Source organism: uncultured Eubacterium sp., assembly GCF_934295145.1.
Lineage (GTDB): Bacteria > Bacillota > Clostridia > Lachnospirales > Lachnospiraceae > Eubacterium_I.
Genome location: NZ_CAKRAS010000007.1, coordinates 1 through 22,714, shown reverse-complemented (window position 1 = coordinate 22,714; position 22,714 = coordinate 1). Strand labels below are relative to the sequence as shown.

18 protein-coding genes, 1 pseudogene and 1 riboswitch are annotated in these 22,714 nt (G+C 44.0%); of the genes and pseudogenes, 10 read left to right on the top strand and 9 right to left on the bottom strand.

The genetic code is table 11. The features are described from left to right. The first annotated feature begins 32 nt into the window (after nucleotides 1-32). The 4 genes from Q0I54_RS02390 (at nucleotide 33) to Q0I54_RS02375 (ending at nucleotide 7,896) form a co-directional block, all read left to right on the top strand. Nucleotides 33-2,144: a SulP family inorganic anion transporter gene (locus tag Q0I54_RS02390; RefSeq protein ID WP_296116128.1), complete on the top strand. Its 2,112-nt coding sequence runs from the start codon at nucleotides 33-35 to the stop codon at nucleotides 2,142-2,144. A 287-nt stretch (nucleotides 2,145-2,431) separates the two neighbouring features. Next, nucleotides 2,432-3,424, top strand: a complete 993-nt coding sequence (locus Q0I54_RS02385) for a LacI family DNA-binding transcriptional regulator (protein WP_296116126.1) — start codon at nucleotides 2,432-2,434, stop codon at nucleotides 3,422-3,424. 465 nt (nucleotides 3,425-3,889) lie between these two features. Beyond that, complete coding sequence (locus Q0I54_RS02380; protein ID WP_296116124.1) at nucleotides 3,890-6,883, top strand: glycoside hydrolase family 2 TIM barrel-domain containing protein; 2,994 nt, start codon at nucleotides 3,890-3,892, stop codon at nucleotides 6,881-6,883. A 101-nt stretch (nucleotides 6,884-6,984) separates the two neighbouring features. Beyond that, entirely contained in the window at nucleotides 6,985-7,896 is a 912-nt protein-coding gene (locus tag Q0I54_RS02375; RefSeq protein WP_296116123.1) for a DMT family transporter, read from the top strand. Nucleotides 7,897-7,991: 95 nt separating this feature from the next. Here the strand turns inward: Q0I54_RS02375 and Q0I54_RS02370 are convergent, their stop codons facing one another. The 8 genes from Q0I54_RS02370 to Q0I54_RS02335 all read right to left on the bottom strand — a co-directional run bounded on the left by Q0I54_RS02370 (nucleotide 7,992) and on the right by Q0I54_RS02335 (nucleotide 14,722). Beyond that, entirely contained in the window at nucleotides 7,992-9,374 is a 1,383-nt protein-coding gene (locus tag Q0I54_RS02370; RefSeq protein ID WP_296116121.1) for an NCS2 family permease, read from the bottom strand. 326 nt (nucleotides 9,375-9,700) lie between these two features. Continuing rightward, nucleotides 9,701-10,756, bottom strand: a complete 1,056-nt coding sequence (locus Q0I54_RS02365) for a type IV pilus twitching motility protein PilT (RefSeq protein WP_296116119.1) — start codon at nucleotides 10,754-10,756, stop codon at nucleotides 9,701-9,703. 19 nt (nucleotides 10,757-10,775) lie between these two features. Continuing rightward, entirely contained in the window at nucleotides 10,776-11,240 is a 465-nt protein-coding gene (locus tag Q0I54_RS02360; protein WP_296116118.1) for a hypothetical protein, read from the bottom strand. After that, nucleotides 11,237-11,764 carry a hypothetical protein gene (locus Q0I54_RS02355; RefSeq protein ID WP_296116116.1) on the bottom strand — a complete coding sequence of 176 codons (528 nt, stop codon included), beginning with the start codon at nucleotides 11,762-11,764 and terminating at the stop codon, nucleotides 11,237-11,239. Before Q0I54_RS02355 ends, Q0I54_RS02360 begins: the two co-directional genes overlap by 4 nt. 16 nt (nucleotides 11,765-11,780) lie before the next feature. Then, entirely contained in the window at nucleotides 11,781-12,266 is a 486-nt protein-coding gene (locus Q0I54_RS02350) for a DUF4860 domain-containing protein (RefSeq protein WP_296116114.1), read from the bottom strand. Beyond that, nucleotides 12,263-12,616 carry a hypothetical protein gene (locus Q0I54_RS02345; protein WP_296116112.1) on the bottom strand — a complete coding sequence of 118 codons (354 nt, stop codon included), beginning with the start codon at nucleotides 12,614-12,616 and terminating at the stop codon, nucleotides 12,263-12,265. The genes Q0I54_RS02350 and Q0I54_RS02345 overlap by 4 nt, the downstream gene beginning before the upstream one ends. A 16-nt stretch (nucleotides 12,617-12,632) precedes the next feature. Beyond that, a complete protein-coding gene (locus Q0I54_RS02340; RefSeq protein WP_296116110.1) occupies nucleotides 12,633-13,685 on the bottom strand; it encodes a type II secretion system F family protein in 1,053 nt (350 codons plus the stop codon). A gap of 62 nt (nucleotides 13,686-13,747) precedes the next feature. After that, the gene (locus Q0I54_RS02335) at nucleotides 13,748-14,722 is read right to left on the bottom strand and encodes a transglutaminase-like domain-containing protein (RefSeq protein WP_296116109.1); all 975 of its coding nucleotides are present in this window, start codon (nucleotides 14,720-14,722) and stop codon (nucleotides 13,748-13,750) included. Between the two features lie 216 nt (nucleotides 14,723-14,938). On the opposite strand from Q0I54_RS02335, the gene Q0I54_RS02330 reads away from it, so the two are divergent. From Q0I54_RS02330 to Q0I54_RS02310, 5 genes are all read left to right on the top strand, one after another. Next, the gene (locus Q0I54_RS02330; RefSeq protein ID WP_296116108.1) at nucleotides 14,939-16,186 is read left to right on the top strand and encodes a BTAD domain-containing putative transcriptional regulator; all 1,248 of its coding nucleotides are present in this window, start codon (nucleotides 14,939-14,941) and stop codon (nucleotides 16,184-16,186) included. Between the two features lie 76 nt (nucleotides 16,187-16,262). Next, nucleotides 16,263-16,700: a hypothetical protein gene (locus Q0I54_RS02325; RefSeq protein WP_296116106.1), complete on the top strand. Its 438-nt coding sequence runs from the start codon at nucleotides 16,263-16,265 to the stop codon at nucleotides 16,698-16,700. A 271-nt stretch (nucleotides 16,701-16,971) separates the two neighbouring features. Further along, nucleotides 16,972-17,496, top strand: coding sequence for a cob(I)yrinic acid a,c-diamide adenosyltransferase (locus tag Q0I54_RS02320; protein ID WP_294787024.1), 525 nt, complete (start codon nucleotides 16,972-16,974; stop codon nucleotides 17,494-17,496). Nucleotides 17,497-17,513: 17 nt separating this feature from the next. Continuing rightward, nucleotides 17,514-18,554 carry a hypothetical protein gene (locus tag Q0I54_RS02315; RefSeq protein ID WP_296116105.1) on the top strand — a complete coding sequence of 347 codons (1,041 nt, stop codon included), beginning with the start codon at nucleotides 17,514-17,516 and terminating at the stop codon, nucleotides 18,552-18,554. After that, nucleotides 18,551-20,077 (top strand): MutS-related protein, encoded by a 1,527-nt coding sequence (locus Q0I54_RS02310; protein ID WP_296116102.1) that lies wholly within the window; start codon nucleotides 18,551-18,553, stop codon nucleotides 20,075-20,077. Before Q0I54_RS02315 ends, Q0I54_RS02310 begins: the two co-directional genes overlap by 4 nt. A gap of 211 nt (nucleotides 20,078-20,288) precedes the next feature. Here the strand turns inward: Q0I54_RS02310 and Q0I54_RS02305 are convergent, their stop codons facing one another. Then, the gene (locus Q0I54_RS02305) at nucleotides 20,289-21,872 is read right to left on the bottom strand and encodes a Na+/H+ antiporter NhaC family protein (RefSeq protein ID WP_296116101.1); all 1,584 of its coding nucleotides are present in this window, start codon (nucleotides 21,870-21,872) and stop codon (nucleotides 20,289-20,291) included. Between the two features lie 318 nt (nucleotides 21,873-22,190). Further along, nucleotides 22,191-22,365: riboswitch (Lysine riboswitch) on the top strand. 215 nt (nucleotides 22,366-22,580) lie between these two features. On the opposite strand from Q0I54_RS02305, the pseudogene Q0I54_RS02300 reads away from it, so the two are divergent. Beyond that, nucleotides 22,581-22,714: pseudogene (locus Q0I54_RS02300) on the top strand (3-aminobutyryl-CoA ammonia lyase); the annotation flags it as partial.

Genomic DNA, 22,714 nt, shown 5'->3' with positions numbered 1-22,714 from the left:
AGAAACTTGTTGGAAATGGAGAGACTGCTGCGATGAAGATTGCATATACTTTGCGAAATTATAATAAGAAAAATCTGGGAAAGGATATTCTGGCAGGATTGATCATCATGGCGGTGTCCATTCCGATTTCCATGGGATATGCACAGATCGCTGGTTTACCTGCAGTATATGGATTGTATGGTTCCGTTTTTCCGATTCTGCTCTTTGCATTGTTTTCTACATCACCGCAGTTTATCTTTGGCGTGGATGCGGCTCCGGCGGCACTGATCGGTTCCGCACTGGCAGGATTGAATATTACAGCAGGTTCAACAGAAGCACTGGCGGCAGTTCCGATGCTGACCTTTTTTGTAGCATTGTGGCTGCTAATATTTTCTTTATTGAAAGCCGGGAAACTGGTCAATTATATTTCGGCACCTGTCATGGGTGGATTTATCACTGGTATCTGCACAACGATTATTCTGATGCAGGTGCCCAAACTGATGGGAGGAACGGCAGGCGTCGGAGAATTTCTGGAGCTGGCAGAGCACATCGCAGGAACTGCAAAAATAATGAACTTGCCTTCTGTTATTCTTGGTGTCATTTCTCTTGCTATATTATTAATCGCAAAAAGAAGAATACCAAAATTTCCGATGGCAGTGGTACTGATGGCAGGAGGAGCTGTATTCACAAATGTACTTCCGTTACAGGACTGGGGCATTCAGACACTGGCAGCGGTAGAACCGGGACTTCCAAAATGGAGTTTGCCGGATTTCTCCGCAGTTCCGTTAAAAGAGGCGGTTACGATCAGTTTGTCTGTAGCAGTCGTTATCATGGCGGAAACGTTGCTGGCAGAGAATAGTTTTGCACAGAAAAACCGTTATCAGATTGATGATAATCAGGAAATTCTGGCATTTTCACTTGGAAATATTGCAGCAGCATTTACCGGCTGCTGTCCGATCAACGGTTCCGTATCACGAACGGCTATGGGGGAACAGTATCAGGCAAAGACACAGCTGACCGGACTTGTGGCAGGCGGATCTATGATTGTATTATTACTGTTTTGTACAGGTTTTATCGGATATCTGCCGATTCCGGTCCTGACAGCCATCGTGATTTCAGCTCTGCTTGGTGCCACAGAATTTGATCTGGCTGCAAGACTGTGGAAAGTCAGCAGAACAGAATGTTTTATTTTTCTGGGTGCATTTTTCGGTGTACTGTTTTTAGGAACCATCAATGGAGTATTGATCGGTATTATTTTATCTTTTACAGAGATGATCATACGGACAGCAAAACCGGCAACCTGTTTTCTTGGAATCCAGCCGGGACATAAGCATTTCAGAGATCTGAAAGAGGGTGGACAGATCCACCCGGTTTCCCGGGTTTTGATCTACCGTTTCAGCAGCAATCTGTTTTTTGCAAATATTTCCATATTACAGCGGGAAATTGAGCAGGCACTGAAGGAAGATACCAAAGCGGTAATTCTGGATGCAAGCGGTATTGGAAGTATGGATATTACGGCAGCAGACCGTCTGAATCTGTTGAGCGAATCCCTGAAGGAAAAAGGAATCCGGTTTTACATTACAGAGCACATTTCCGGACTCAATACACAGATGCGAAAACTGGGGCTTGGACATTTGATTGAAAATGGAAATGTTCGCCGTACGATCCATATTGCATTAAAAGACATTGGCTATAAGCGTCCATATCCGTTAGAAGGCGGTGTGGATAATGCGGAGCGCAGTGCATCATTAAAACGTGCGGATAATCGCGTACAGGAGTTTGTATGGGCTTTCGGAGCGGATGCGGAGACTGAGATGGAGAAGCAGATCATGCATCAGATCGAGCATTTGAAAGAGACAAAGGATGTGGAAAAATTACTGCATGGAAGCTGGTCTCATATGGAAGAACTTGATCTCGATGAATGGCTGGAACATCTGGAAGAGCATTTAAAAGAAATTGTGCGTATCTCCGGGAAAGATGAACATGCACTGGCACAGAAGATTGAACAGCACCGGCAGGAAATCCATGAACGGATTGCCAGAGAGCATCCGGAGCTGGCTGAACGGTTCCGGGAACGCAGACATCTTCTGGATGAGCATTTGAAGGAACGGCATCCGGAAGTGTTTGTTTTAATTGAAAAATACAGGGAAGAAAGAAAAGAATAGTCTTTGTGGTTGAACAGCAGCCGGATTGATGATATGATTTATCTCAGTCGAGAAGACTTCCACTTCTGCAAGTGGTGAGTAATAACAAGTCTTTCTCAGTGGGAGTACAATCTTCGACTGAGATAAACGCTCCGCGAGGATGTGCAGTGATTCTAAGAAGAATATGTCAGCTTTCGCTGACCAGAATCACGCACCAAGTCTCACGTGCGTTCGACTTGAACATAATAGTGTAAGCAGATCGATTGGATCCGCTTACTTCGAAACAAAGAAAATTGGGGTGTTTGTGAATGGCAACAATCAAAGACATTGCCGCAAAAGCGGGGGTCTCAATTGCAACGGTGTCGAGAGTGTTGAATCATGATGAGACTTTAAATGCACAGGAAGAAACCAAAAAAAGAATTTTTGAAATCGCTGAGGAACTGGAATATAAAGTACGCGCACAGAAAAAACGCAGAAAAAAATTAAAGATTGGCGTGTTTTACTCCTATTCTCCAGAGGAAGAACTGGAGGATCCATACTATTTGTGTATCCGCCTTGCGTTAGAACGAAAGCTGGAAGAAGAAGGATATCTCAGACAGACGGTAAAAATGGAAGATACAGCAGAATCATTGAGTGGGCTTGATGGTGTAATCTGTACCGGAACATTTACAAGTGATATGATAGCCGTTATCGAATTGTGGAAATGTCCGGTTGTATTTGTGGATGCAAATCCGAATCCGGAGAAATTTGACAGTATTGTGGCGGATTACCGCCAGGCAGTAGAGGAGATTGTTTCGTATCTGGTCGCATGTGGTCATACAAAAATCGGTATGATTGGATGCAAGGAGTTGAATGCACAAGGAGTGGAATCTCTCGATACCCGCATACACTGTTTTCAGGATGCATTAACTCGGAAAGGTCTGTATCATCCGGAATATACAAAGTACGGTGCGTACTATCCAAAGTATGGATATGAACTTCTGAAAGAATTATATCAGGAAGGAAATCTGCCAACTGCAGTGTTTGTGGCAAATGATTCTATGGCAGCAGGAAGCTATCGTGCAGCATATGAGCTTGGACTGCGCATACCGGAGGATATCAGCATTGTCGGGTTTAATGATATTCCGGCTGCAAAATATATGATCCCTCCTCTTACAACAGTTCGCTTGTACATGGAATTTATGGGAGAGTATGCCGTCAAACTTTTGGAGGAACGAATTTTGCATGGGCGCGAAATATGTGTAAAAGTATCCGTTCCAACGCAGTTATGCATTCGTGACAGTGTAAAAATAATAAAATGATTACAGTGTCAAAAGGTCTGAGTCCACCTGTGCTTGCACAAGGGTGGATGAATGACCTTGGGGCACGCCCCGATATGAGCATAAAAGTGGGATTTTTATCCCACGATATGCGAATGGCGGGAAGGATTGTGGGAGTGCAAAGCACGGAACAATCCGTGTAATCAAGATTTGGGTGTTTTGACACCCAAATCATAAAATAAAATAAAAGAACTGTAGAGCAAGTGAGATGTTTTATGGTTCTTTTTTTTGATTGCTGTTATTTGCGATGCAGAGAGAGTGCTGCGATCAATTGTGAAAAATAAATAAAACAGATGGATAAATCATGTGTAAAGTGCGAAAAAAGAAATTTTACCAGTAAAAATATTTACATTTTACCAATAAAATAGTATATTGATTTTACCAGATGGATTAAGTTAACGTGTTGGAGAAGGGGTCATTTAAATCGAACAGAGAGGAGAGAATACTATGGCAAGAAAAGCAGTGAAAAGATGGGAAGACAATCAGATGACCGGGATCGGCAGAAGAAATGCAAGAACTTCTTTTTATAAAGATTCCCAGAAACGAATGAGCCTGAACGGACAATGGGCATTTTTGTATCTGGATGCACCGGAACTTTCGCCGGAAGGATTTGAACAGCCGGGACTGCTGGAAGGCTGGGATCAGATCGATGTACCGTCCGTGTGGCAGCTGCGTGGATATGACCGGATGCACTATACGGATGTATTGTATCCGTTTCCGATCAATCCACCTTATGTTCCGGATGAAAATCCAACCGGAATTTATAAAAGGAGTATTTTCCTGGATGAAGCGTGGCTGAAAAAAGATACAATTCTGAAATTTCATGGGGTAGACAGTGCATTTGATGTATGGGTAAATGGCATGCATGCAGGTTATGGTAAGGTGAGCCGGCTTCCGTCTGAATTTGATATCACAGAGCTGGTAAAAGCCGGAGAAAATGATATTACAGTACGTGTATATAAATGGTCAGATGGCACTTATCTGGAAGATCAGGATATGTGGTGGCTGTCCGGTATTTTCCGGGATGTGGAACTGATCAATGAAGAGAAAAATGCAATCCTGGATGTACAGGTGGATGGAACATTGGATGACAGTTATCAAACTGGATTGTTTACAGCCAAAATTACAGGCAAACAGCCATTGGGACAGGCCGCATGGAAGCTTACTTATCGAGGCGAAGTGGTTGCTTTCGGAGAAGCTGCCACCGAAGAGATGCAGGCCAGTGTGGATGCGGAAATTTTGCATGTGCATGCGTGGACAGCAGAGACACCGGAATTATATGAGTTTACAGTCAGTACCCGAACACAGGAAGTGACCGTGCGGTGTGGTTTTCGCAGGATTGAGATTAAAGACGATAATTTCCGCATCAATGGTCAGGTGATTTTACTGAATGGAGTGAATCATCATGACTATAATCCGAAAGAAGGAAGAACGGTTACCAGGGAACAGATGGAGGCTGATATCCGTCTGATGAAACAGTACAATATCAATGCGGTCCGCTGCTCCCATTATCCTGCAAATGAATATTTTTATGATCTGTGTGATACATATGGCCTTTATGTGATCAATGAAGCAGATCTGGAATGTCATGGATTCGAATGGGTAGAAAATTATACCTGGATCACAGATGATCCTGCATGGAAAGCAATGTATGTGGATCGCAGTGTCCGAATGGTGCAAAGAGACCGCAATCATCCCTCCATTATTATGTGGTCTATGGGAAATGAATCTGATTTCGGCTGTAATTTCAAAAGTGCAGCGAAAGCGATCCGGACACTGGATGATACCAGGCTGATTCATTATGAAGGTGATTTTGAGGCAGAAGTAGCAGATGTCTATTCTACGATGTATACGCGGTTAAAAGGTCTGAAAGAAATTGCTGAATATGAAGTAAAAGGAAACAAACCGCATGTGATGTGCGAGTATGGGCATGCGATGGGAAATGGTCCGGGAGGATTAAAAGCATATCAGGACATGTATCGCAAGTATAAACGCTTGCAGGGCGGATTTCTCTGGGAATGGTATGATCATGGGATCTATACGGAGAAAGATGGAGAAATCTATTATAAATACGGCGGAAATTATGGTGATTTTCCTACCAATGGAAACTTTTGTATTGATGGAATCCTGATGCCTGACAGAACACCTTCTCCTGGAATGGAAGAGTATAAGCAGATCATTGCGTCGGTAGATATTACCGGTGTGGAAGGAAGTATGCACAAAATCCGTATTTCAAACTATTATGATTTCCTGGATTTAGATGCTGTGACGCTTCATTGGGAGATTGTTGCGGAAGATGTTGTCATACAGGAAGGCTGGATGACAGATCTTACTTTGGCACCACATGAAAGCATGGTTCTTGCGTTACCGATCGTAATGTTTGACCTACAGGCAAATACAGATTATTACATTAATCTGACTGTATGCCAGAAAGAAGACAGCCTGTTTGCACCGGCCGGTCATGAGATCAAAAAAGTGCAGATTCCGATACAGATCCGCAAGGATGAATTTTCAGTGCGGGAAGCAGCAGATCCGCTTCGTGTGTCAGATCGTGCAGGAATTCTTACGGTGGAAAATAATCTGGTAAAAGCAAGATTCAGTACTGTATTTGGAAAATTACTTTCATATGGAACAGAAGACAGAGTATATCTGACAGAAGGTCCGAGAATGAATGTATATCGTGCTACCATCGATAACGATATGTATAAAAAAGAAGACTGGATGAATAAATATTTCTTACAGAAACCGGTAGAAGAGACAGCGTATGTCAACTGGGAGGAAGAAGCAGATAAAACGGTAGTTCGGATCGGGACATATTTTAGCTGCTATAATCAGTCCTGGGGATTTAACTGTGACTATACGTATGAGATTTATTCCTGTGGACAAATGCGTGTAGAGCTTCAGGGAAAAGCGGTGCAGAGAGGAAAACTGGAGCCGGAATTTTTCCCGCGTATCGGAATCACGATGAAAGGAAACAGAGAATTCCAGAAAACAATGTGGTATGGCATGGGACCAGGCGAAAGCTATGTGGACAGTAAAGCTGCTTCTATCATGGGCATTTATAAAAATACAGTAGATGGAATGATGACGAATTATGTATTTCCGCAGGAAAATGGACATCGTGAGCAGGTGAAATGGTTCCGCATCGGAGATGGTGAAAACGGATTACTATGCAAGATGGAACATCCACTTGGACTGAATCTGGCCAATTATACGGATGAAAGTCTGGAACAGGCACAGCATCCGTTTGCAATTGAAAAAGCGGATGATGTGATCATTCATCTGGATTATCTGCATTCCGGTCTTGGAAGCAACAGCTGCGGAGAAGAACAGCTGGAAGAAAATAAAGTAAAGCTGCAGGATTTTGCACTGGCATTTACACTTCAGACAGTAACGGACGGAAGCGAGATCAGAGAAGCAAGGAAGCAGTATATCAGATGAGAGATGCACAGAAGAATATGTCATGCATTGCATGACGTGCATCTCGCAGCAAGAATGCCGAGGGCATGCTTGAAAGAATAGAAAAAGAGGAGGATTTTAGTGTGAAAAAAGGAGTTGCAATCGGAGGACTCATACTTGTGACCGTCATTTGGGGAGGCGGTTTTGTGGCAAGTGACATGGCATTGGAAAGTATGAAACCATTTCAGATCATGATGATCAGATTTTTGCTTGCGTCAGTGTTGATGGGTCTGGTAAGCATGGGACATCGGAAAAAAGAAGCAAAGATTGAGAATCGCGCAGGGGCGGTCAAGGCAGGTATGCTGATGGGACTTACACTGTTTGCCGGATTTGCATTGCAGATTGTCGGCCTGCAGTATACAACCCCTTCCAAAAATGCATTTCTTACCGCATTGAACGTCGTCATCGTACCGTTTATTGCATTTGTGATTCTGAAAAAGAAAGTCGGCGTAAAAGGAATTATCGGGGCGATTATGGCAGTGGCAGGAGTCGCGCTGCTTTCCCTGAACGGCAATCTGACACTTGGCATCGGAGATCTGCTCTCACTTTTCTGCGCCGTAGGATTTGCATTTCAGATTTTCCTGACCGGAGAATTTGTAAAAAAATATCCGGCAGCAGTGTTGAATCTCGTTCAGATGTTTACCGCATTTGTGCTTTCCATGATCAGCATGTTTGTATTTGGAGAGACCGATTTTCAGGTTACGACCAAGGGATGGCTTAGCGTCTTATATCTCGCTGTGATCAGCACGACCATCTGTTATCTGCTTCAGACCGCATGTCAGAAGTACGTAGAAGAAACAAAAGCAGCCATCATACTTTGTATGGAGTCCGTATTTGGAACGCTGTTTTCCATTATCATTCTGCATGAAGTGATCACACCGCGCATGGTGGCAGGCTGTATCATTATCCTGATTGCCGTAATTATTTCCAATCTGTCGGAATCCGGCGGAGAAGGAAACGGGGAAAACGTGCAAAAGGCAGGAGAAACCGCATAGTAAATACGAAGCAAACAACAAAAAACTCCCGGGAGGAATCGCCTCCCGGGAGTTTTTTGGAATAGCATCCAACATCTGATATACAGAATGAATTTTTACAGGAATATATACTTCAGAACAAACAATACTGCCAGAATATACATGAGCAGACTGATCTTCTTTTTCTTTGCATTACCTGTAATAACATTTAATACCACGTAAGAGATAACTCCCATAGAGATACCTTCGGAAATGCTGTAGAAGAACGGCATTGCCAGGATGCAGATATAACATGGAATTGCCTCGATGACATCATTAAAGTTGATATTTGCCACATTTGTCAGCATGTAGAATCCTACGATTACCAGTGCCGGAGCTGTCGCGAAGGACGGGATGGCAAGGAAAATCGGGGATAACAGCAGAGACAGTGCAAACAGGATGGCTGTTGTAATAGATGTCAGACCTGTTCTACCACCTTCGGATACACCGGAAGCACTCTCAACGAATGTTGTGGTTGTAGAAACACCGAGAACAGCTCCAGCAGTAGTACCAACAGCGTCAGCCAGTAATGCTCCTTTGATACGTGGAAGCTTGCCATCTTTGTCCAGCATGCCTGCTTTTGTAGATACACCGATCAGAGTTCCGATGGTATCAAACATGTCTACGAATAAGAATGCAAACAGGATAACCACAAAGTTCAGTGATAAGATACCGGAGAAATCCATTTTACAGAAAATCGGAGCAATACTCGGGATAGACAGACCGTTGCTGAAATCCGGGATCAGCGTGTAGAAACCAAGTTCCGGGTTTGGAACGTACAGTCCGACACCCTGACAGATCAGGCCCAGTGCCCATGTGATCAGAATACCCCAGAGGATATTTCCTTTGACATTTTTAATAACCAGAGCACCAGTGATGATGATACCGATGATCGCAAGCAGAACAGTAATTCCTACATCATTAAATGTAGCATTTACGTTATTTACTTGATTATAGCCGTCTACAGAGAACAGCTGAAGCAGTGTGGAACCGCCGATAACGATGTGTGCGTTCTGAAGACCGATAAATGCGATGAACAGACCGATACCAACACTGACTGCAGATTTCAGATTCTGCGGGATCGCATTGAAGATTGCTTCACGTACGTTTGTCAGGGACAGAACGATGAAGATGATACCTTCTGCGAAAACAGCAGCCAGAGCATACTGCCAGCTGTAACCCATACCGAGAACTACGGTATAAGCAAAGTACGCATTCAGACCCATACCCGGTGCCAGAGCAAATGGATAGTTGGCAAACAGTGCCATTGCGAGTGTACCAATAAATGCAGCCAGTGCAGTTGCAGTGAAGACAGCTCCGTGATCCATACCGGCGGCAGACATGATACTTGGGTTGACTGCCAGAATGTATGCCATGGTCATGAAGCTTGTGATTCCGGCAATAATCTCAGTTTTGACATTTGTGCCGTTTTCTTTGAGCTTGAAAAATTTTTCTAACATAACTTCCCTCTCCTTAGTTTGTTAAATGAAATGAGTAACTCACACATTATAACGTCTTTCAAGGAAGAAAGAAAGAGCTTTTTTGTTAAATAATACAAATGTTTACGATATTTACATTAGTTATCAAACTTATATTAGAAGCAGTAATACGAAATAGAAATATCAATTATAAAATAATATACTAATCATATTGACATAATATGAAAAAACGATATAAAATAAAACCGATTGTACATGAGGAGACGAAAAATACGTATTATTACAGGAGGTTGCGAGGCTGATGGAACCAGAGAGCAATATGAGAATATGGCTGTATGGACATTTTTTTAAAGCTTCTTTTTTAACATCTCTGGATTGGACGCATATGTAAGTGCCACTTCAGGAGCAACTTTTCCTTCTTTGACAAGCATCTGCAGACTGTAATCAGTGGAATGCATGTTTTCTTTATTTGCAGAATATACGGTCCCCTCAATCTGCGGGATCTTGTTATCTCGAATCATATTTCGAATGGCCGGTGTCACGGTCATGACCTCAAAAGCAGGAACCTGAGTGCCGTCTACCGAGGGGATCAGCTGCTGACAGATAACCGCCTGAAGCACCATGGAGAGTTGAACTGCAATCTGACGCTGCTGGTTGGCTGGAAAGACATCAATGATACGGTCCACGGTATTGGCAGCACCGATGGTGTGAAGGGTGGAAAATACCAGATGGCCGGTTTCGGCAGCTGTCATGGCCACGTCGATGGTCTCATAATCACGCATTTCTCCAAGCAGGATGACATCCGGGCTCTGACGCAGGGAAGCGCGCAGGGCTTTGACATAGCTTTGGGTATCGATACTGATCTCACGCTGGCTGACAATACTTTTGTCGTGGCGGTGCAGATACTCGATCGGATCCTCCAATGTGATAATATGTTTTTCCATGGTGTGGTTGATCTGGTTGACCAGACAGGCGAGGGTCGTTGATTTTCCGCTTCCGGCAGGACCAGTGACCAGAACAAGACCTTTCGATAATCCGGAAAAATCCATGACGGATTGTGGGATGCCGATATCTTTCGGATCCGGTAGTTCAAAGGTGATGACACGGATAACTGCGGAAAGGGCGCCACGCTGTTTGTAAGCGCTGACACGGAAACGGGACAGGCCCGGAATAGCAAAAGAAAAATCGTCATCGCCGCGTTTTAATAAATTGGAAATGTCACGGTCTCCGGCTAATTTGTAGATTTCTTCGACACAGGCCTGCGTCTCTTTTGGCATCAGTTTTTCTTCATGTTCGCGAAGAATCCGCCCGTTTGCACGATAGGAAGGTGGAAGACCGGCGACAATAAAGATATCCGATGCATGATCGGTGACTGCTTTTTGCAATAATTCATTTAAATTCATGATAATAGTTCCCCCATTTTTAATCTTTACTTGCTCCGCTTCCAAGTACCGGAAGGGTTGTTTGCTGTGTCCACTGCGATGCGGCAGCTTCTTTCCAGCATACGACGCGGCGGGAGCCATCCGATGGATCTGCCAGTATGGAAACTTCCAGATTCTGGCTGTCTGTCATTGGAATTGTATAGCTGATCAGCCATTCGCTATTCTCATCAGTGATGGTGATATCATTGATTTCCTGTAATGCCATGTAAGGTGTTTCTGACTGAAGGGCAGTATCAATATCTGCCAGTCGGGCAGATGCTTTGGCGCTTGCAGAGGCGTAAGCGGTCTGATGATCAGCAACTTTCTGTGTGTAGGACTGGTCTTTTAACGCACTGGACAGTGATAAGGTTGCAAAGGTCACAAGACACAGAATGATAAAAATGACCAGCAGATAAGAAGTACCAATCTGAAATCCCGGCCAGGATTCGTGTTTCTTTTTTCTCATGAATGTGACGTCTCCTTTCCCGGTGCCGGACAGAAATCTGTTTCCATGGAATAAATCATGGAATCAGAATTTGTTGTATGATCAGTTCCAACGCGCTCAGCAGAAAAAGTACCGTGCTGCAGAGCTCCCTGTGGTTCAATCTGAATCAGAATCCGATAACTTGCCTCGCCAGAATTGCAGATCTGCCAGTTTGCATCATAATAGATCAGGTATTCGGAAACCTCTGACGGAGTGGAATTGTCTGTATCTGAACCGGCAGCAGTATTTTCCGAAGAAGATGAGGAATCAGCAGAAGTATCAGAAGTAACTCCCGGCAGATCCTGAATGGAATCACCGGCGAGAAAGACTTCTGTAAGTCCGGATATTTTTTCCAGGGCCATATTCTGTTCCCGGGTCTGACGACTGATCAGATGGGCCCGTACAAAAATCTGCACGCAGACCGCTGAGGTCAGACTGAAAAATAAAATTGCTATGATCAGTTCCAGTAAAAACAAGCTGGAACGTTTTGCAGGTGTTCGTTTCATAACGTTCTCCTATTGGTTACGGTGTACTTTTGACACTGACATAAGTATCAGAAATGCTGCCATCCTCGTTGGTACAGGACAGGTGAAAAAGACCATTTTGTGATTCTTCAAATGCAAAGTCCTTTACCGACAGGATCTTGCGGCCAGCGGATGCGCTGGCAGAGACATCTTCCCGAATGAAAAGTTCTCTGAGATATCCATCGTACTGATACAGGTAAGTGGTATATGGCTGATCCGCATAAGTCTGATGAATGATAATAGCATCCTGGCCATCAAAGGTTCCTGCATCAATGGCACCATATTCGTCACTCTGATGCAACTTTTCTGTCACGTAGGACAGTGCCGTGCGGCTGGAAAAAGAATCTTCCGAGTCAGCAACCTGCCGGCTGTAAATACCGGAGGCCAGTACCACCAACGCTACAGAAGTTGCAGTCAGTACAAAAAAGAGTGCCAGAGGAAACAAAAAATCAATGACATGTCTGCGTTCGTTCCTGTGTTTCATTTTCGTGCCTCCTGTCGTTCAATCACTGTGATATCCGGCAGGATATTGGCTCCTGCGATCTGATAATCCACAAAAAAGAGGGTTGTGTCATACTGGATGCCGCAAGTGTCTTTCAGCTCCTGCAGCGTCTCCGGATAGCGTCCTTCCAGCGTATAATATTGGGTCACGCCGCGCCAGAGGGCATTTTCCAGACTGGATTTCTGTTCCTGGACTGCCTGGGCGGACATGTGTGAGATGCCGCTGAAAAACAATCCGCAGATACAGAAAAATACGAGCAGGGACAGGCACAGATTCCGGAAGGGATGCGCATGTCTGCCGTGATAAAAGCGTTCCTTTTTTCGATGAAGCATCGGGGGTCACCTCCTGTTATAAACCAGCCATAATGCCAAGCAGCGGCAGCATGACGGACAGAAGGATGATTCCGACGATTACGGAAAGGATAATGACCAGAGTTGGTTCCAGTATTGCGATAAAGGAGGTGATTCGCTCATTCAGTTCCTCTTCGCATCGGTCCGCGATCTGTTCCATCACTTCATCCATCCTACCGGATTTTCCGGCAATGGAAGTCATGCGGGCGTACACACCGGTAAATACACCGGTTTTGACCAGTGCGGTGGAAAGTTCGGTACCGTTTTCCATTTCTTCACAGCATTTTGCAATCTTCTGACGGAAATATTCATCTTCGATCAGATTCTGGGAAAACTCCAGTCCACGTTCCGGTGTCAGGCCACTTTTTAATGCCAGTGCCATAGCACCTGCAAAACGGCACATCGAGGATTTTTCGGAAACATCACGGGAAGGACGGAAGGCATGCCCCAATTTGCCGAGCAGGACACGCCCCTTTGCTGTGCGGGTGAGGTAGATGCCAAATGCCACCAGGCCTACGATCAGCACGATAAAAACCAGCGCATAACGGGAAAGTCCGTTACCAATCATGAGAATGCCACGGGAAAGTCCCGTCATTTCCGTGCCAAGCTGCCGGAATACCTGATGAAAGACAGGCATAACTTTTGTCACAAGGATTACAATGACCACAAACATCATAATGATCATAATCAGAGGGTAGGAGAGAGAATTCCGGATATTACGGATTAAGGAATCCTCCCGGTTGTAGTGCTGTGACAGGGATTCCATGACATCGTCGAGACGTCCGGTTTCCTCACCAATCTGTGTCATTCGGACCAGATAGGATGGAAATACACCGGTCTTTTCCAGTGCATCCGCAAAGGCATCTCCTGCCAGCATGGCCTGATACATTTCATCGATCAGTGCCTTTTCCGGTTCGTTTTGTGTATCTTCCATCAGAAGTTCCAGACCTTCTAACGCTGAGATGCCGGATTTTAAGATCATGGACATTTCACCGCAGAATGACGCAATTTCCGGATTGGATAGAGATTTTTGCTGCGTCTGCTTTCCCATTCGTTGTTTCCTCCATTCATTCATTATTTCTGAAAATTAAATGTTACATACAGGCTGTTATTCTAATAAGTATATTTCGTGACATAATTGCTGCCGTCACCGACATATTTTTTTACATTGGAAGCACTGTTATTTGCTGCCAGGGTCGGATCCATAATGGACCAGTTCTTTCCATCGAATTCAATGATATTGTCCACCCAGCCTACTTCCGTGACATAACAGCTGATCCAGGCATGGTAAACATCGCCGGAATAACCGACATCCAGTTTCGTCGGGATCCGCTGGGAACGGAGCATGGCCGACATCAGTGACGCATAGTCAAAACAGATACCGGTACCGGAACTTAAAGTATCGTCCGGGGACGGAATGTAACCATATGGAACAGAATCCGCCTTTTTCTGATCGTAGGAAATATTTTCAATTACGTAGTTGTAAATATTTGTGATGGCATCCAGATCAGAAGAACATCCATGTGCAAGTTCCCCACCTTTTTTTACACTGGCAGAGTCTGCTGTGAAATTCACGTAAAAATTCGGATATAAAAAAGGTAAAAATTCATTGGAAATCTCAACATCCAGATCCTGGGTAAAGGAGACTGCATACAAATTGTCCTCCACGGAGACAGATTCCAGTAACGTGACTTTATAGGAACCGTTTCCGCCGGGAAGCGGATAAACGGAATAGTCCCCGGAAGCTGTGACTGGATATGTATACTCTGTGCTGTCCGGCAGTGTGATCTGAAGTTTAACTTTTTCATTGGTTCCACTGTAGCGCAGCATCAGATAACCGTCTGCAGTGTGGGAAGCATCCAGCGAGACAATGTCGGAACCGTAAGTTACTTCGCCGGAAGCCTCTGCCACAAGAACCTGTGGTGTGGCATCTCTGGTGCCGGAGTCCTTTGCAGCAGGGGATGTATCTGAAGCATTTCCACTGCCGAAAGAGCATCCCGTAAGAAGTAAAATGAACAGCATCAGCAAAAAGGAAAGGATGCATCCGTGTCTGCACAGACTCCGGTGCAGTTGACTGTGAGATCGCACGGAATCAGCCTCCTTCCCTCTGTAAGATCGTCGTTCAATCAACATGATTTTAATAAAGATAAGTATATCATACTTGAATTTCCTTGACAAATTTGTTTGCTTGCGAAATATTTTTTTATGCATTTCTGTATACAAATTTTGATTGACAAACAAGTGATGGACTTTTACAATGAAGTTAGGCAAGGGGAAATCGTTAATGAGAAACGAGGAAAAAATATGAATGAGAAATTAGCAGAATTGGAAGTCCACATGTTGGGAGATTTTTCGGTCATGTATGGGGAGCAGCCGATATCATTTGGAAAGAACACCACGACTAAGGCAATGAAACTGCTTCAGATATTATTATATTATGGAGAACAGGGCATTGCCAGAGAAAAACTTCTGTCTGCATTGTATGGGCGGGATGAACTGGCCGATGCGGCTAATAACCTTCGTGTAACGGTTCATCGTCTGAAAAAGATGATCGTGGAAGCAGGGTTACCTGAGGCAGAGTATGTAAATATCAAAAAAGGTATTTACAGCTGGCAGGCACCGATGGAGACAGAGGTAGATGCCAGGGTATTTGCAGCATTATATAAAGAAGTAGAAGCCTGCGAGGATGCCGGGCACAAAGAAGACTTATTAAAAGAAGTCTGCCGGATGTATCACGGAGAATTTTTACCGGATCTGTCTGGTGAAGAGTGGGTACTGATTGCGAGTATCCAGTACAAAAAGATTTATACACAGGCATTGAAAGAACTCTGTGAGATTCTGATAGCAAGAGGTGACTATGAGGAAGCACTGGCATTTTGCGATCCGGCCTGCAAACTGTATCCTTTTGATGAATGGCAGTCGGTAAAAATTGAGTGCTATATCGGACTAAAACGTTACCGGGAAGCCTTAAAAGAATACGAGTGTACCGCAAAACTGTTTTTTGAAGAACTTGGTATCAGCCCGTCGGAAAAACTCATGAAACAGTTTGAGGAGATGAGCAGCCAGATCAATGATACAAAACCGAGGGAACTGCAGGATATCAAGAATCGTCTGAAAGAGGAGGATGTACCGGGTGGCGCATATTACTGCAGCATTCCGAGTTTCCGGGACAGTTACCGGCTGGTTGCACGTATGATGGAACGAAGCGGACAGTCCGCCTACCTGATGCTTTGCAGCGTGACGGATGGAAAAGGTCGTCCGATGGAGAAACCGGAGAAGCTTGAAATCATGATGGAGGAAATGCAGAACTCCGTGCAGCATTGTCTGCGCCGGGGGGATTCCTTTACAAAATACAGTGCTTCTCAGTATCTGATCCTCCTGATCGGCACAAACAAAGAAAATTGTGGTATGATTTTTGACCGTATTCGCAAATATTTTGCAAGAGAACATAAAAGCTGGGCAAAAAATCTGGAGTATTTCGTATCATCTGTAGCAGATGTGGAAAATCTGGATTCGCCGATTCAGTTTAAGGATGAGCAGAGTGCATGGTAAATGCAGAATAACAAATTCTAGTGTCTGTGTATGAAATGTGAGGACAGACAGATTATGAAGGGGAATGGCATAAAATATGGAGTGGAACCATCCAATTGCCTGGCATGTGCCGAACCTGATCAGTATCTGCATTGACAGTATTGTGGATGGCGAAATGTCAGGAGAAATTTATCATTGTTACAGTAAAGAAGCAGTAAAGTTCAGCAATATTATCCGCATGATCGAAGCAGCGGAAACATTTTTTGACCAGTTACGTTTTCCGGAAGCATCGACACAGATACGTTCTTTTGAAAAAAAGGAGCATGTTGTGGAGGCAAAGCCAGAAAAAATCTGTACACCGGAAGATGTGGTGGCAAAACGTGGAACGGAAGGTACATTTCTGCTGAATGTCAGATACCGCCAGAATTCGTCCTGGCAGGGTGAACTTCAGTGGATCGAAGGAAATATCACATATCAGTTTGCCAGTGTACTGGAGCTGATCAAGATATTGAGTAATGCAATGAATGAACGTTAAAGTGAAAAAGCGTTGTTTTTGTGTCAGACAGGACATGAAAGCAGCGCTTTTTATGTAATAGGAAATTACTACGTAATGTTCCTATTACATAAAAACGCTCCGCGAGGATGCGACCAGATGCATGAGGAATATTGCGAATGCCCGCTTTATCATGGGATATTACTTGTAAAACAGATGCCGGCATGCTATGATTGAGATAGTAAAAAGAAGTGGTTCTAGGGGGTTATTCTGTACAAAATGCAGGAGAAAAGTATGTAAGGAGGAAGCAAAAATGAAGGGACTTGTTCATATTTATGAGGGGACAGGCAAGGGTAAGACGACCGCGGGGGTTGGTCTGACGATCCGTTGTGCAGGAAATGGCTTCCCGGTTGTATATTCCCAGTTTTTAAAGGATGGCACAACCGGTGAGATGAATATTTTACGAAAGATACCGAATATTACGGTTCTGGTGGAAGATCATCATTTCGGTTTTTCTTTTCTGATGACACCGGAGGAAAAAGTGGAGGCAAAGGCTGCCTACACAGCATTATTTGAGAAAGTGACAGAGACTGCCGTGGAGCAGAAGGCCCGGCTGCTTGTGATGGATGAGATGCTGGATCTGTGCAATGCGGAACTGATCGATACCGTCAGAGTAGTAGAGTTCTTGAAGAATCGACCGGAGCAGCTTGAAGTAGTTATGACGGGACGTAATCCGAAGCCGGAACTTGTGGAACTGGCGGATTATATCACAAACATGAATGCGGTGAAGCATCCATTTGAAAAAGGAGTACCGGCAAGGAAAGGAATTGAGATGTAGTTGTTATGGAGGTAAGTATGAAATCATTGTACGAACTGGTAGCACCTTACGATTCTGTTTCCCTGATCGGTATGTGTAAAAATGCAGGAAAAACAACCACGTTGAATCAGCTGATCGCCGAGCTGAAGAAAAGCGGGGTTTCTTTTGGTGCCACATCAGTGGGCAGAGACGGCGAGAGCACGGACCTGGTAACTAATACGGTGAAGCCGGGCATTTTTGTTTATAAGGGAACGATTGTCGCAACAGCAGCAGATCTGCTGAAATATTGCGATACAACCCGGGAGATTTTATGTTCCACCGGGATTTATACACCGATGGGTGAGATCATTATTTTTAAGGCAAGGACAGATGGATTTGTGCAGATTGCAGGGCCATCCATGACGAGTCAGCTGGCGGCGGTGTCGGATCTGATCCGGCCATATGGAGTGGACAAGATTCTGATCGACGGGGCTCTGGGACGAAAAAGTCTCTGTTCCAGAAAGGTAAGCCAGAGCACGATTTTGTGTACCGGTGCATCTTATCACAAGAGCCTGGCTACGGTTGTGCGGGATACCGCATATACCTGTGAGATTTTGCAACTGCCGCAGGCGCCTTTTAATGTGCCGGAGGAACTCTGGAATCAAAATGACATGAAGTACATCCCGGTGGCGGATCCGGAACATATCGTATTGCCGGAGGAACGTGTGACACCGGAAAAAATCTGGCGAAAAGGTGCGGAAAATCCACCGGAATACATCGTTGTTCAGGGGGGACTGACGGATGCCATGGTGAAAACGTTGATCATGTCCAATACGGATCTCAAAGGAAAGAAAATGGTACTTCTGGATGGCAGTAAGATCCTGCTTTCCAGTGACATGTATGAAAAACTGCAGATCAAGGGATTACGGTTTGAAGTGGCAGATGCATTGCAGCTTCTGGCTGTGACGATCAATCCGTTTTCTGCCTATGGATTCCATTTTGATAAAGATGAATTTAAGGAGAAAATGTCTGCAGCAATTGACGTTCCTGTATACAATGTCAGGGACGAGTATGAGAAAATTATGGGGGAATTCGCATGATTCAGTTAACATATGAACAAAAAAGCAGTGTGGGACTGCAGTATATTCTGGACCGGTTAAATCCGTCCTCACCTTATGGGCAGGAACGGGTGCGGCGGCTGACACCGTATACGGTGGAGGAGCAGGATCTTTTGATGGAAGAACTGTCCAATCTGGAAAAACTTATGAATAAAAAAGATGATCTGAGGCAGGAGCTTAATCATCTGCGTCGTATATTTATGCAGATGAAGGATGTGCGGCCGACCATCAAAAAGGCACGGGAAATGTGTCTGAATGACATTGAATTATTTGAAATCAAAAATTTCCTGATTTATTCAGAGCAGGCCCGGGGTGAGGCAAATTATGTGAACGGTCAGACGAAAATGACCGGGATGAACTATATGGATCTGGAAGCGGCATTGGATATTTTAGATCCTGATGGGCGTCGGATTCCAAGTTTTTACATCTATGAGGCATATTCTGAGAAGCTGGATGCAATCCGCAAACGCAAGCGGGAACTGGAAAAATCCATGGAGATTGCTGCGGAGGAGACAAAAAAAGAATATCAGAACATGCGGCATGAAGTGGTGCTTCAGGAAGAAGAGGAGGAGCAGATTATTCGGGAACGGCTGACGAATCAGCTGCAGCCATATCTGGATGCTATGCTTTACAATGCAAATGTGACCGGACGTCTGGATTTGCTGCTGGAGAAAGTGACAGCAACCTATTTTGGAAAGGCAGTAAAACCGATTTTCAGTGGTCTGAGTGGAGAACAAAAAGGTGGCACGTATAAAGATACGGAAAGACTGAATGGTTATACAAACACAGAAATCAGCTTTAAATTGGAAAATGTGACAAATCCATGGGTCGCATCGGTATTAAAAAACCGTGGACTGGAATTCACACCGTTATCCATGGAACTGTGCCAGGGGGCAACGGTCATCACAGGAGCGAACATGGGAGGAAAGAGTATTTCACTGAAAACGATCGTATTGAACGTGTTGCTTGCCATGTGTGGCTTTTATGTGTATGCAGATTATGCCGAGATTCCATTCTTTGAGAATATCCAGATGATTTCTGAAGAACTGCAGTCGGTACAGAAAGGACTTTCCAGTTTTGGCGCAGAAATCATTCAGATGAAAGATGTCATCGAAAATGTGGAAAAAGAATTCTGTTTTGTAGTGCTGGATGAATTTTCCAGAGGTACCAATCCTCATGAGGGAGCGGCTCTGGTGCGTGCAGTGACGAAATACCTGAATCAGAAGCATGTGGTTGCATTGCTGGTTACACATTTTGATCATGTTGCGGAATATGGAAAAACACATTATCAGGTTGTAGGACTGAAGGATATGGATGAAAATCAAGTGCAGCATGAAATCCAGACCGCAGGAACCGAAAAGGGTGTTTCAGTTATTGCTTCACATATGAATTATGGTCTGTATCGTGTGGAAAATGAAGGAAACTGTCCGAGAGATGCATTCCGAATCTGCCGTCTGCTTGGATTGCAGGATAATGTAATGGATTTGCTGGATGAGAAGGAGTAATAGTTAAAAAATAAGTACATATAAAATAAAAAACTGTCTGTCTGTGAAAGATTCTTATAGAGGAAAACACGGACGGGCAGTTTTTGTATGGCTAGATGAACGCTTTACGCAGAGCCGGGTATTGACAGAACAAGAAAGAACCGATGTATTCTACATCGGTTCTTTCTCATTTGCTTTGTTAAGAGAATTTGAAGTGTCAGTATATAGAGATTTAATCTTCTACTGAGTTAATGATTTCCTGCTGTTCAGGTGTATATTTCCAAACTTTCGGTGCAATCAGAAGGATAACTGTTAAGATTACGATTGCAACGACTAAGGCAATACCTGTACTTGCTGCCTGTCCGAGTCCGTTTGTAACACCGGCAACGACGTATCCGATCGCACAGCACACAGCTACGATAACTGCGTATGGAATCTGGGTACCTACGTGTTTCAGGTGGTTACACTGAGAACCGGTAGAGGACAGGATGGTGGTATCTGAAATCGGTGAGCAGTGATCGCCGAATACAGAACCTGCTAATGTTGCAGACAGACATGTGATTGTCATGCTTGGAGCTGCTACGGAACAGATAGAGATGATGATCGGAATCAGGATACCAAATGTGCCCCATGCTGTACCAGTTGCAAAAGAAAGTAATGCTGCAATGATAAAGATGATCGGAGCAAGGATGATAACCGGGATACCGGAGGTAGCAACAACGTGTGCTACGAATTCGCCTGTTCCAAGGTAGTCACGGCATACGCTTGCGATGGTCCATGCAAAAGTAAGAATGATACAAGCCGGAACCATTGTGCAAACACCCTGACTGATGCCACCGAATAATTCTTTGAAAGTAAGAACACGACGGCATAAGTAGTAAATAAATGTAAATACTAATGAACAGAATGCACCAAGTGCAAGTGCCGTAGCAGCAACAGTATTACCGAAAGCTTCCATGATGGAAAGACCCTCACCGGAGAATAATCCACCAACGTACAGCATACAGAGTACACAGGATACGATCAGGACTACAATCGGAATAACAAGGTCGCATACACGGCCGTTCTGGTTCTCTTTCTCAAAGCTGGATAAGTCGTCTTCTGTCACATCCCCCTCTGGTGATGAGAAGATACCTTTTGCAGCCAGTTTGTCAGCTACCAGCATCGGTCCGAATTCGGATTTCTTCTTGAATGATAAGAAGAGAACCATAAAAATAGATAACATTGCATACAGATTCAGCGGAATCGCCTGAATAAATGTCTGCATACCTGATACAGAACCATCTTCCGGGAAATAGGAAATAACGGAAGCTGCCCAGGATGAGATCGGCATGATAACACAGAGTGGAGCACCGATGGCATCGATCTGGTAAGCCAGTTTCTCACGGGAGATCTTGGATCTGTCTGTTACAGGTCTCATGATCGTTCCAACTGCCAGGCAGTGGAAGTAATCATCAATACTGAAGAAAATACCAAGTAAAGCTGTTGCAAAAAGAACGCTCTTTCTGTTTTTCAGCTTACTGGAAGCCCATTCTCCGTAGGCTCTTGCTCCACCGGCTTTGGTAATGAGAATTACCAGAACACCTAAGAAGCAAAGGAAAAGGATCATGTCGGCATTGGACCCCACCTTGTCGATCATGATGGTTACTGTTGTAGAGAGCACACCAAACGGACCAAGTCCTGCAAGTGCTGAATAAATGATTGTACCAGAGAAAACACCTGCCAGAAGTGCGAATACAACTTCTTTTGTAAGTAAGGCAAGTACAATTGCTACAATCGGTGGAATAATAGATAGAAACCCCGCATCTACCAACATAATAAAATACCTCCTGCGTATTATATTTGCCTGACATTACGATTGCTAATTCCTTTTTATCATAAAAAAAATTGCTTGTAAAGCATTAAAAAAAATTCTGGGAAAGGTTACCAAAAAGTCACCGGTTAATACTGTGTAATATAGATAACTAACCAAGTGCAGTCTTTGAAAGAAAGAATAGTGTTCGCGGTTGACACACAAAAAACAGCGAAATATACAAAAGAGACAAAAAATATACTTAGTTTCTGTACAAAAGTGCCAGTTGACAGGAGGGGTTACCAGGTGGTAACATAAACGCGTAAACAAAAACAACATATTGCAGACAATAGAGGCGCAGCTTATTGGGTAATCGCAAATGTCAAGGAAAATCACTTCCAATGATGTAGATGAAGGAGTAAGTTGCCGAAAGTACTGATTCGTGATTGAATCTTTACTTGGGACAGAGATGTACAGTTTCTGTACTGTCATGATATCATGGAGCACTATTAGCAAATCGTAGTACCTAATTAAACAAGGCGGGAATTGATTTGTTAATAGTATTTTTTTACCTAAAACCACTCTTTTTTCTATATATCCATGATGCGTGGAGCGCTATACAATATGTATTAGCTGCATTTGCAGCAGGTACTTATTAATGGTTGACTGTTTCGAAAGAAACATAAAACACACATCAGAAGGTATGTATAGGAGGAAGAAAAAATGGAAAAAATGAAATCAGTGATCAGACTGAGAATGAGCGCACATGATGCACACTACGGTGGAAATCTGGTAGACGGAGCAAGAATGCTTGGTTTATTCGGAGATGTAGCTACAGAACTTCTTATCTTAAATGATGGAGATGA

Coding starts and splice junctions, on each gene's coding strand:
- Q0I54_RS02380 (WP_296116124.1), top strand. CDS start 3,890: ATGGCAAGAAAAGCAGTGAAAAGATGGGAAGACAATCAGATGACCGGG.
- Q0I54_RS02365 (WP_296116119.1), bottom strand. CDS start 10,756: ATGAATTTAAATGAATTATTGCAAAAAGCAGTCACCGATCATGCATCG.
- Q0I54_RS02340 (WP_296116110.1), bottom strand. CDS start 13,685: ATGGGAAAGCAGACGCAGCAAAAATCTCTATCCAATCCGGAAATTGCG.
- Q0I54_RS02355 (WP_296116116.1), bottom strand. CDS start 11,764: ATGAAACGAACACCTGCAAAACGTTCCAGCTTGTTTTTACTGGAACTG.
- Q0I54_RS02305 (WP_296116101.1), bottom strand. CDS start 21,872: ATGTTGGTAGATGCGGGGTTTCTATCTATTATTCCACCGATTGTAGCA.
- Q0I54_RS02320 (WP_294787024.1), top strand. CDS start 16,972: ATGAAGGGACTTGTTCATATTTATGAGGGGACAGGCAAGGGTAAGACG.
- Q0I54_RS02390 (WP_296116128.1), top strand. CDS start 33: ATGAAGATTGCATATACTTTGCGAAATTATAATAAGAAAAATCTGGGA.
- Q0I54_RS02385 (WP_296116126.1), top strand. CDS start 2,432: ATGGCAACAATCAAAGACATTGCCGCAAAAGCGGGGGTCTCAATTGCA.
- Q0I54_RS02325 (WP_296116106.1), top strand. CDS start 16,263: ATGGAGTGGAACCATCCAATTGCCTGGCATGTGCCGAACCTGATCAGT.
- Q0I54_RS02315 (WP_296116105.1), top strand. CDS start 17,514: ATGAAATCATTGTACGAACTGGTAGCACCTTACGATTCTGTTTCCCTG.
- Q0I54_RS02310 (WP_296116102.1), top strand. CDS start 18,551: ATGATTCAGTTAACATATGAACAAAAAAGCAGTGTGGGACTGCAGTAT.
- Q0I54_RS02330 (WP_296116108.1), top strand. CDS start 14,939: ATGAATGAGAAATTAGCAGAATTGGAAGTCCACATGTTGGGAGATTTT.
- Q0I54_RS02350 (WP_296116114.1), bottom strand. CDS start 12,266: ATGAAACACAGGAACGAACGCAGACATGTCATTGATTTTTTGTTTCCT.
- Q0I54_RS02345 (WP_296116112.1), bottom strand. CDS start 12,616: ATGCTTCATCGAAAAAAGGAACGCTTTTATCACGGCAGACATGCGCAT.
- Q0I54_RS02370 (WP_296116121.1), bottom strand. CDS start 9,374: ATGTTAGAAAAATTTTTCAAGCTCAAAGAAAACGGCACAAATGTCAAA.
- Q0I54_RS02360 (WP_296116118.1), bottom strand. CDS start 11,240: ATGAGAAAAAAGAAACACGAATCCTGGCCGGGATTTCAGATTGGTACT.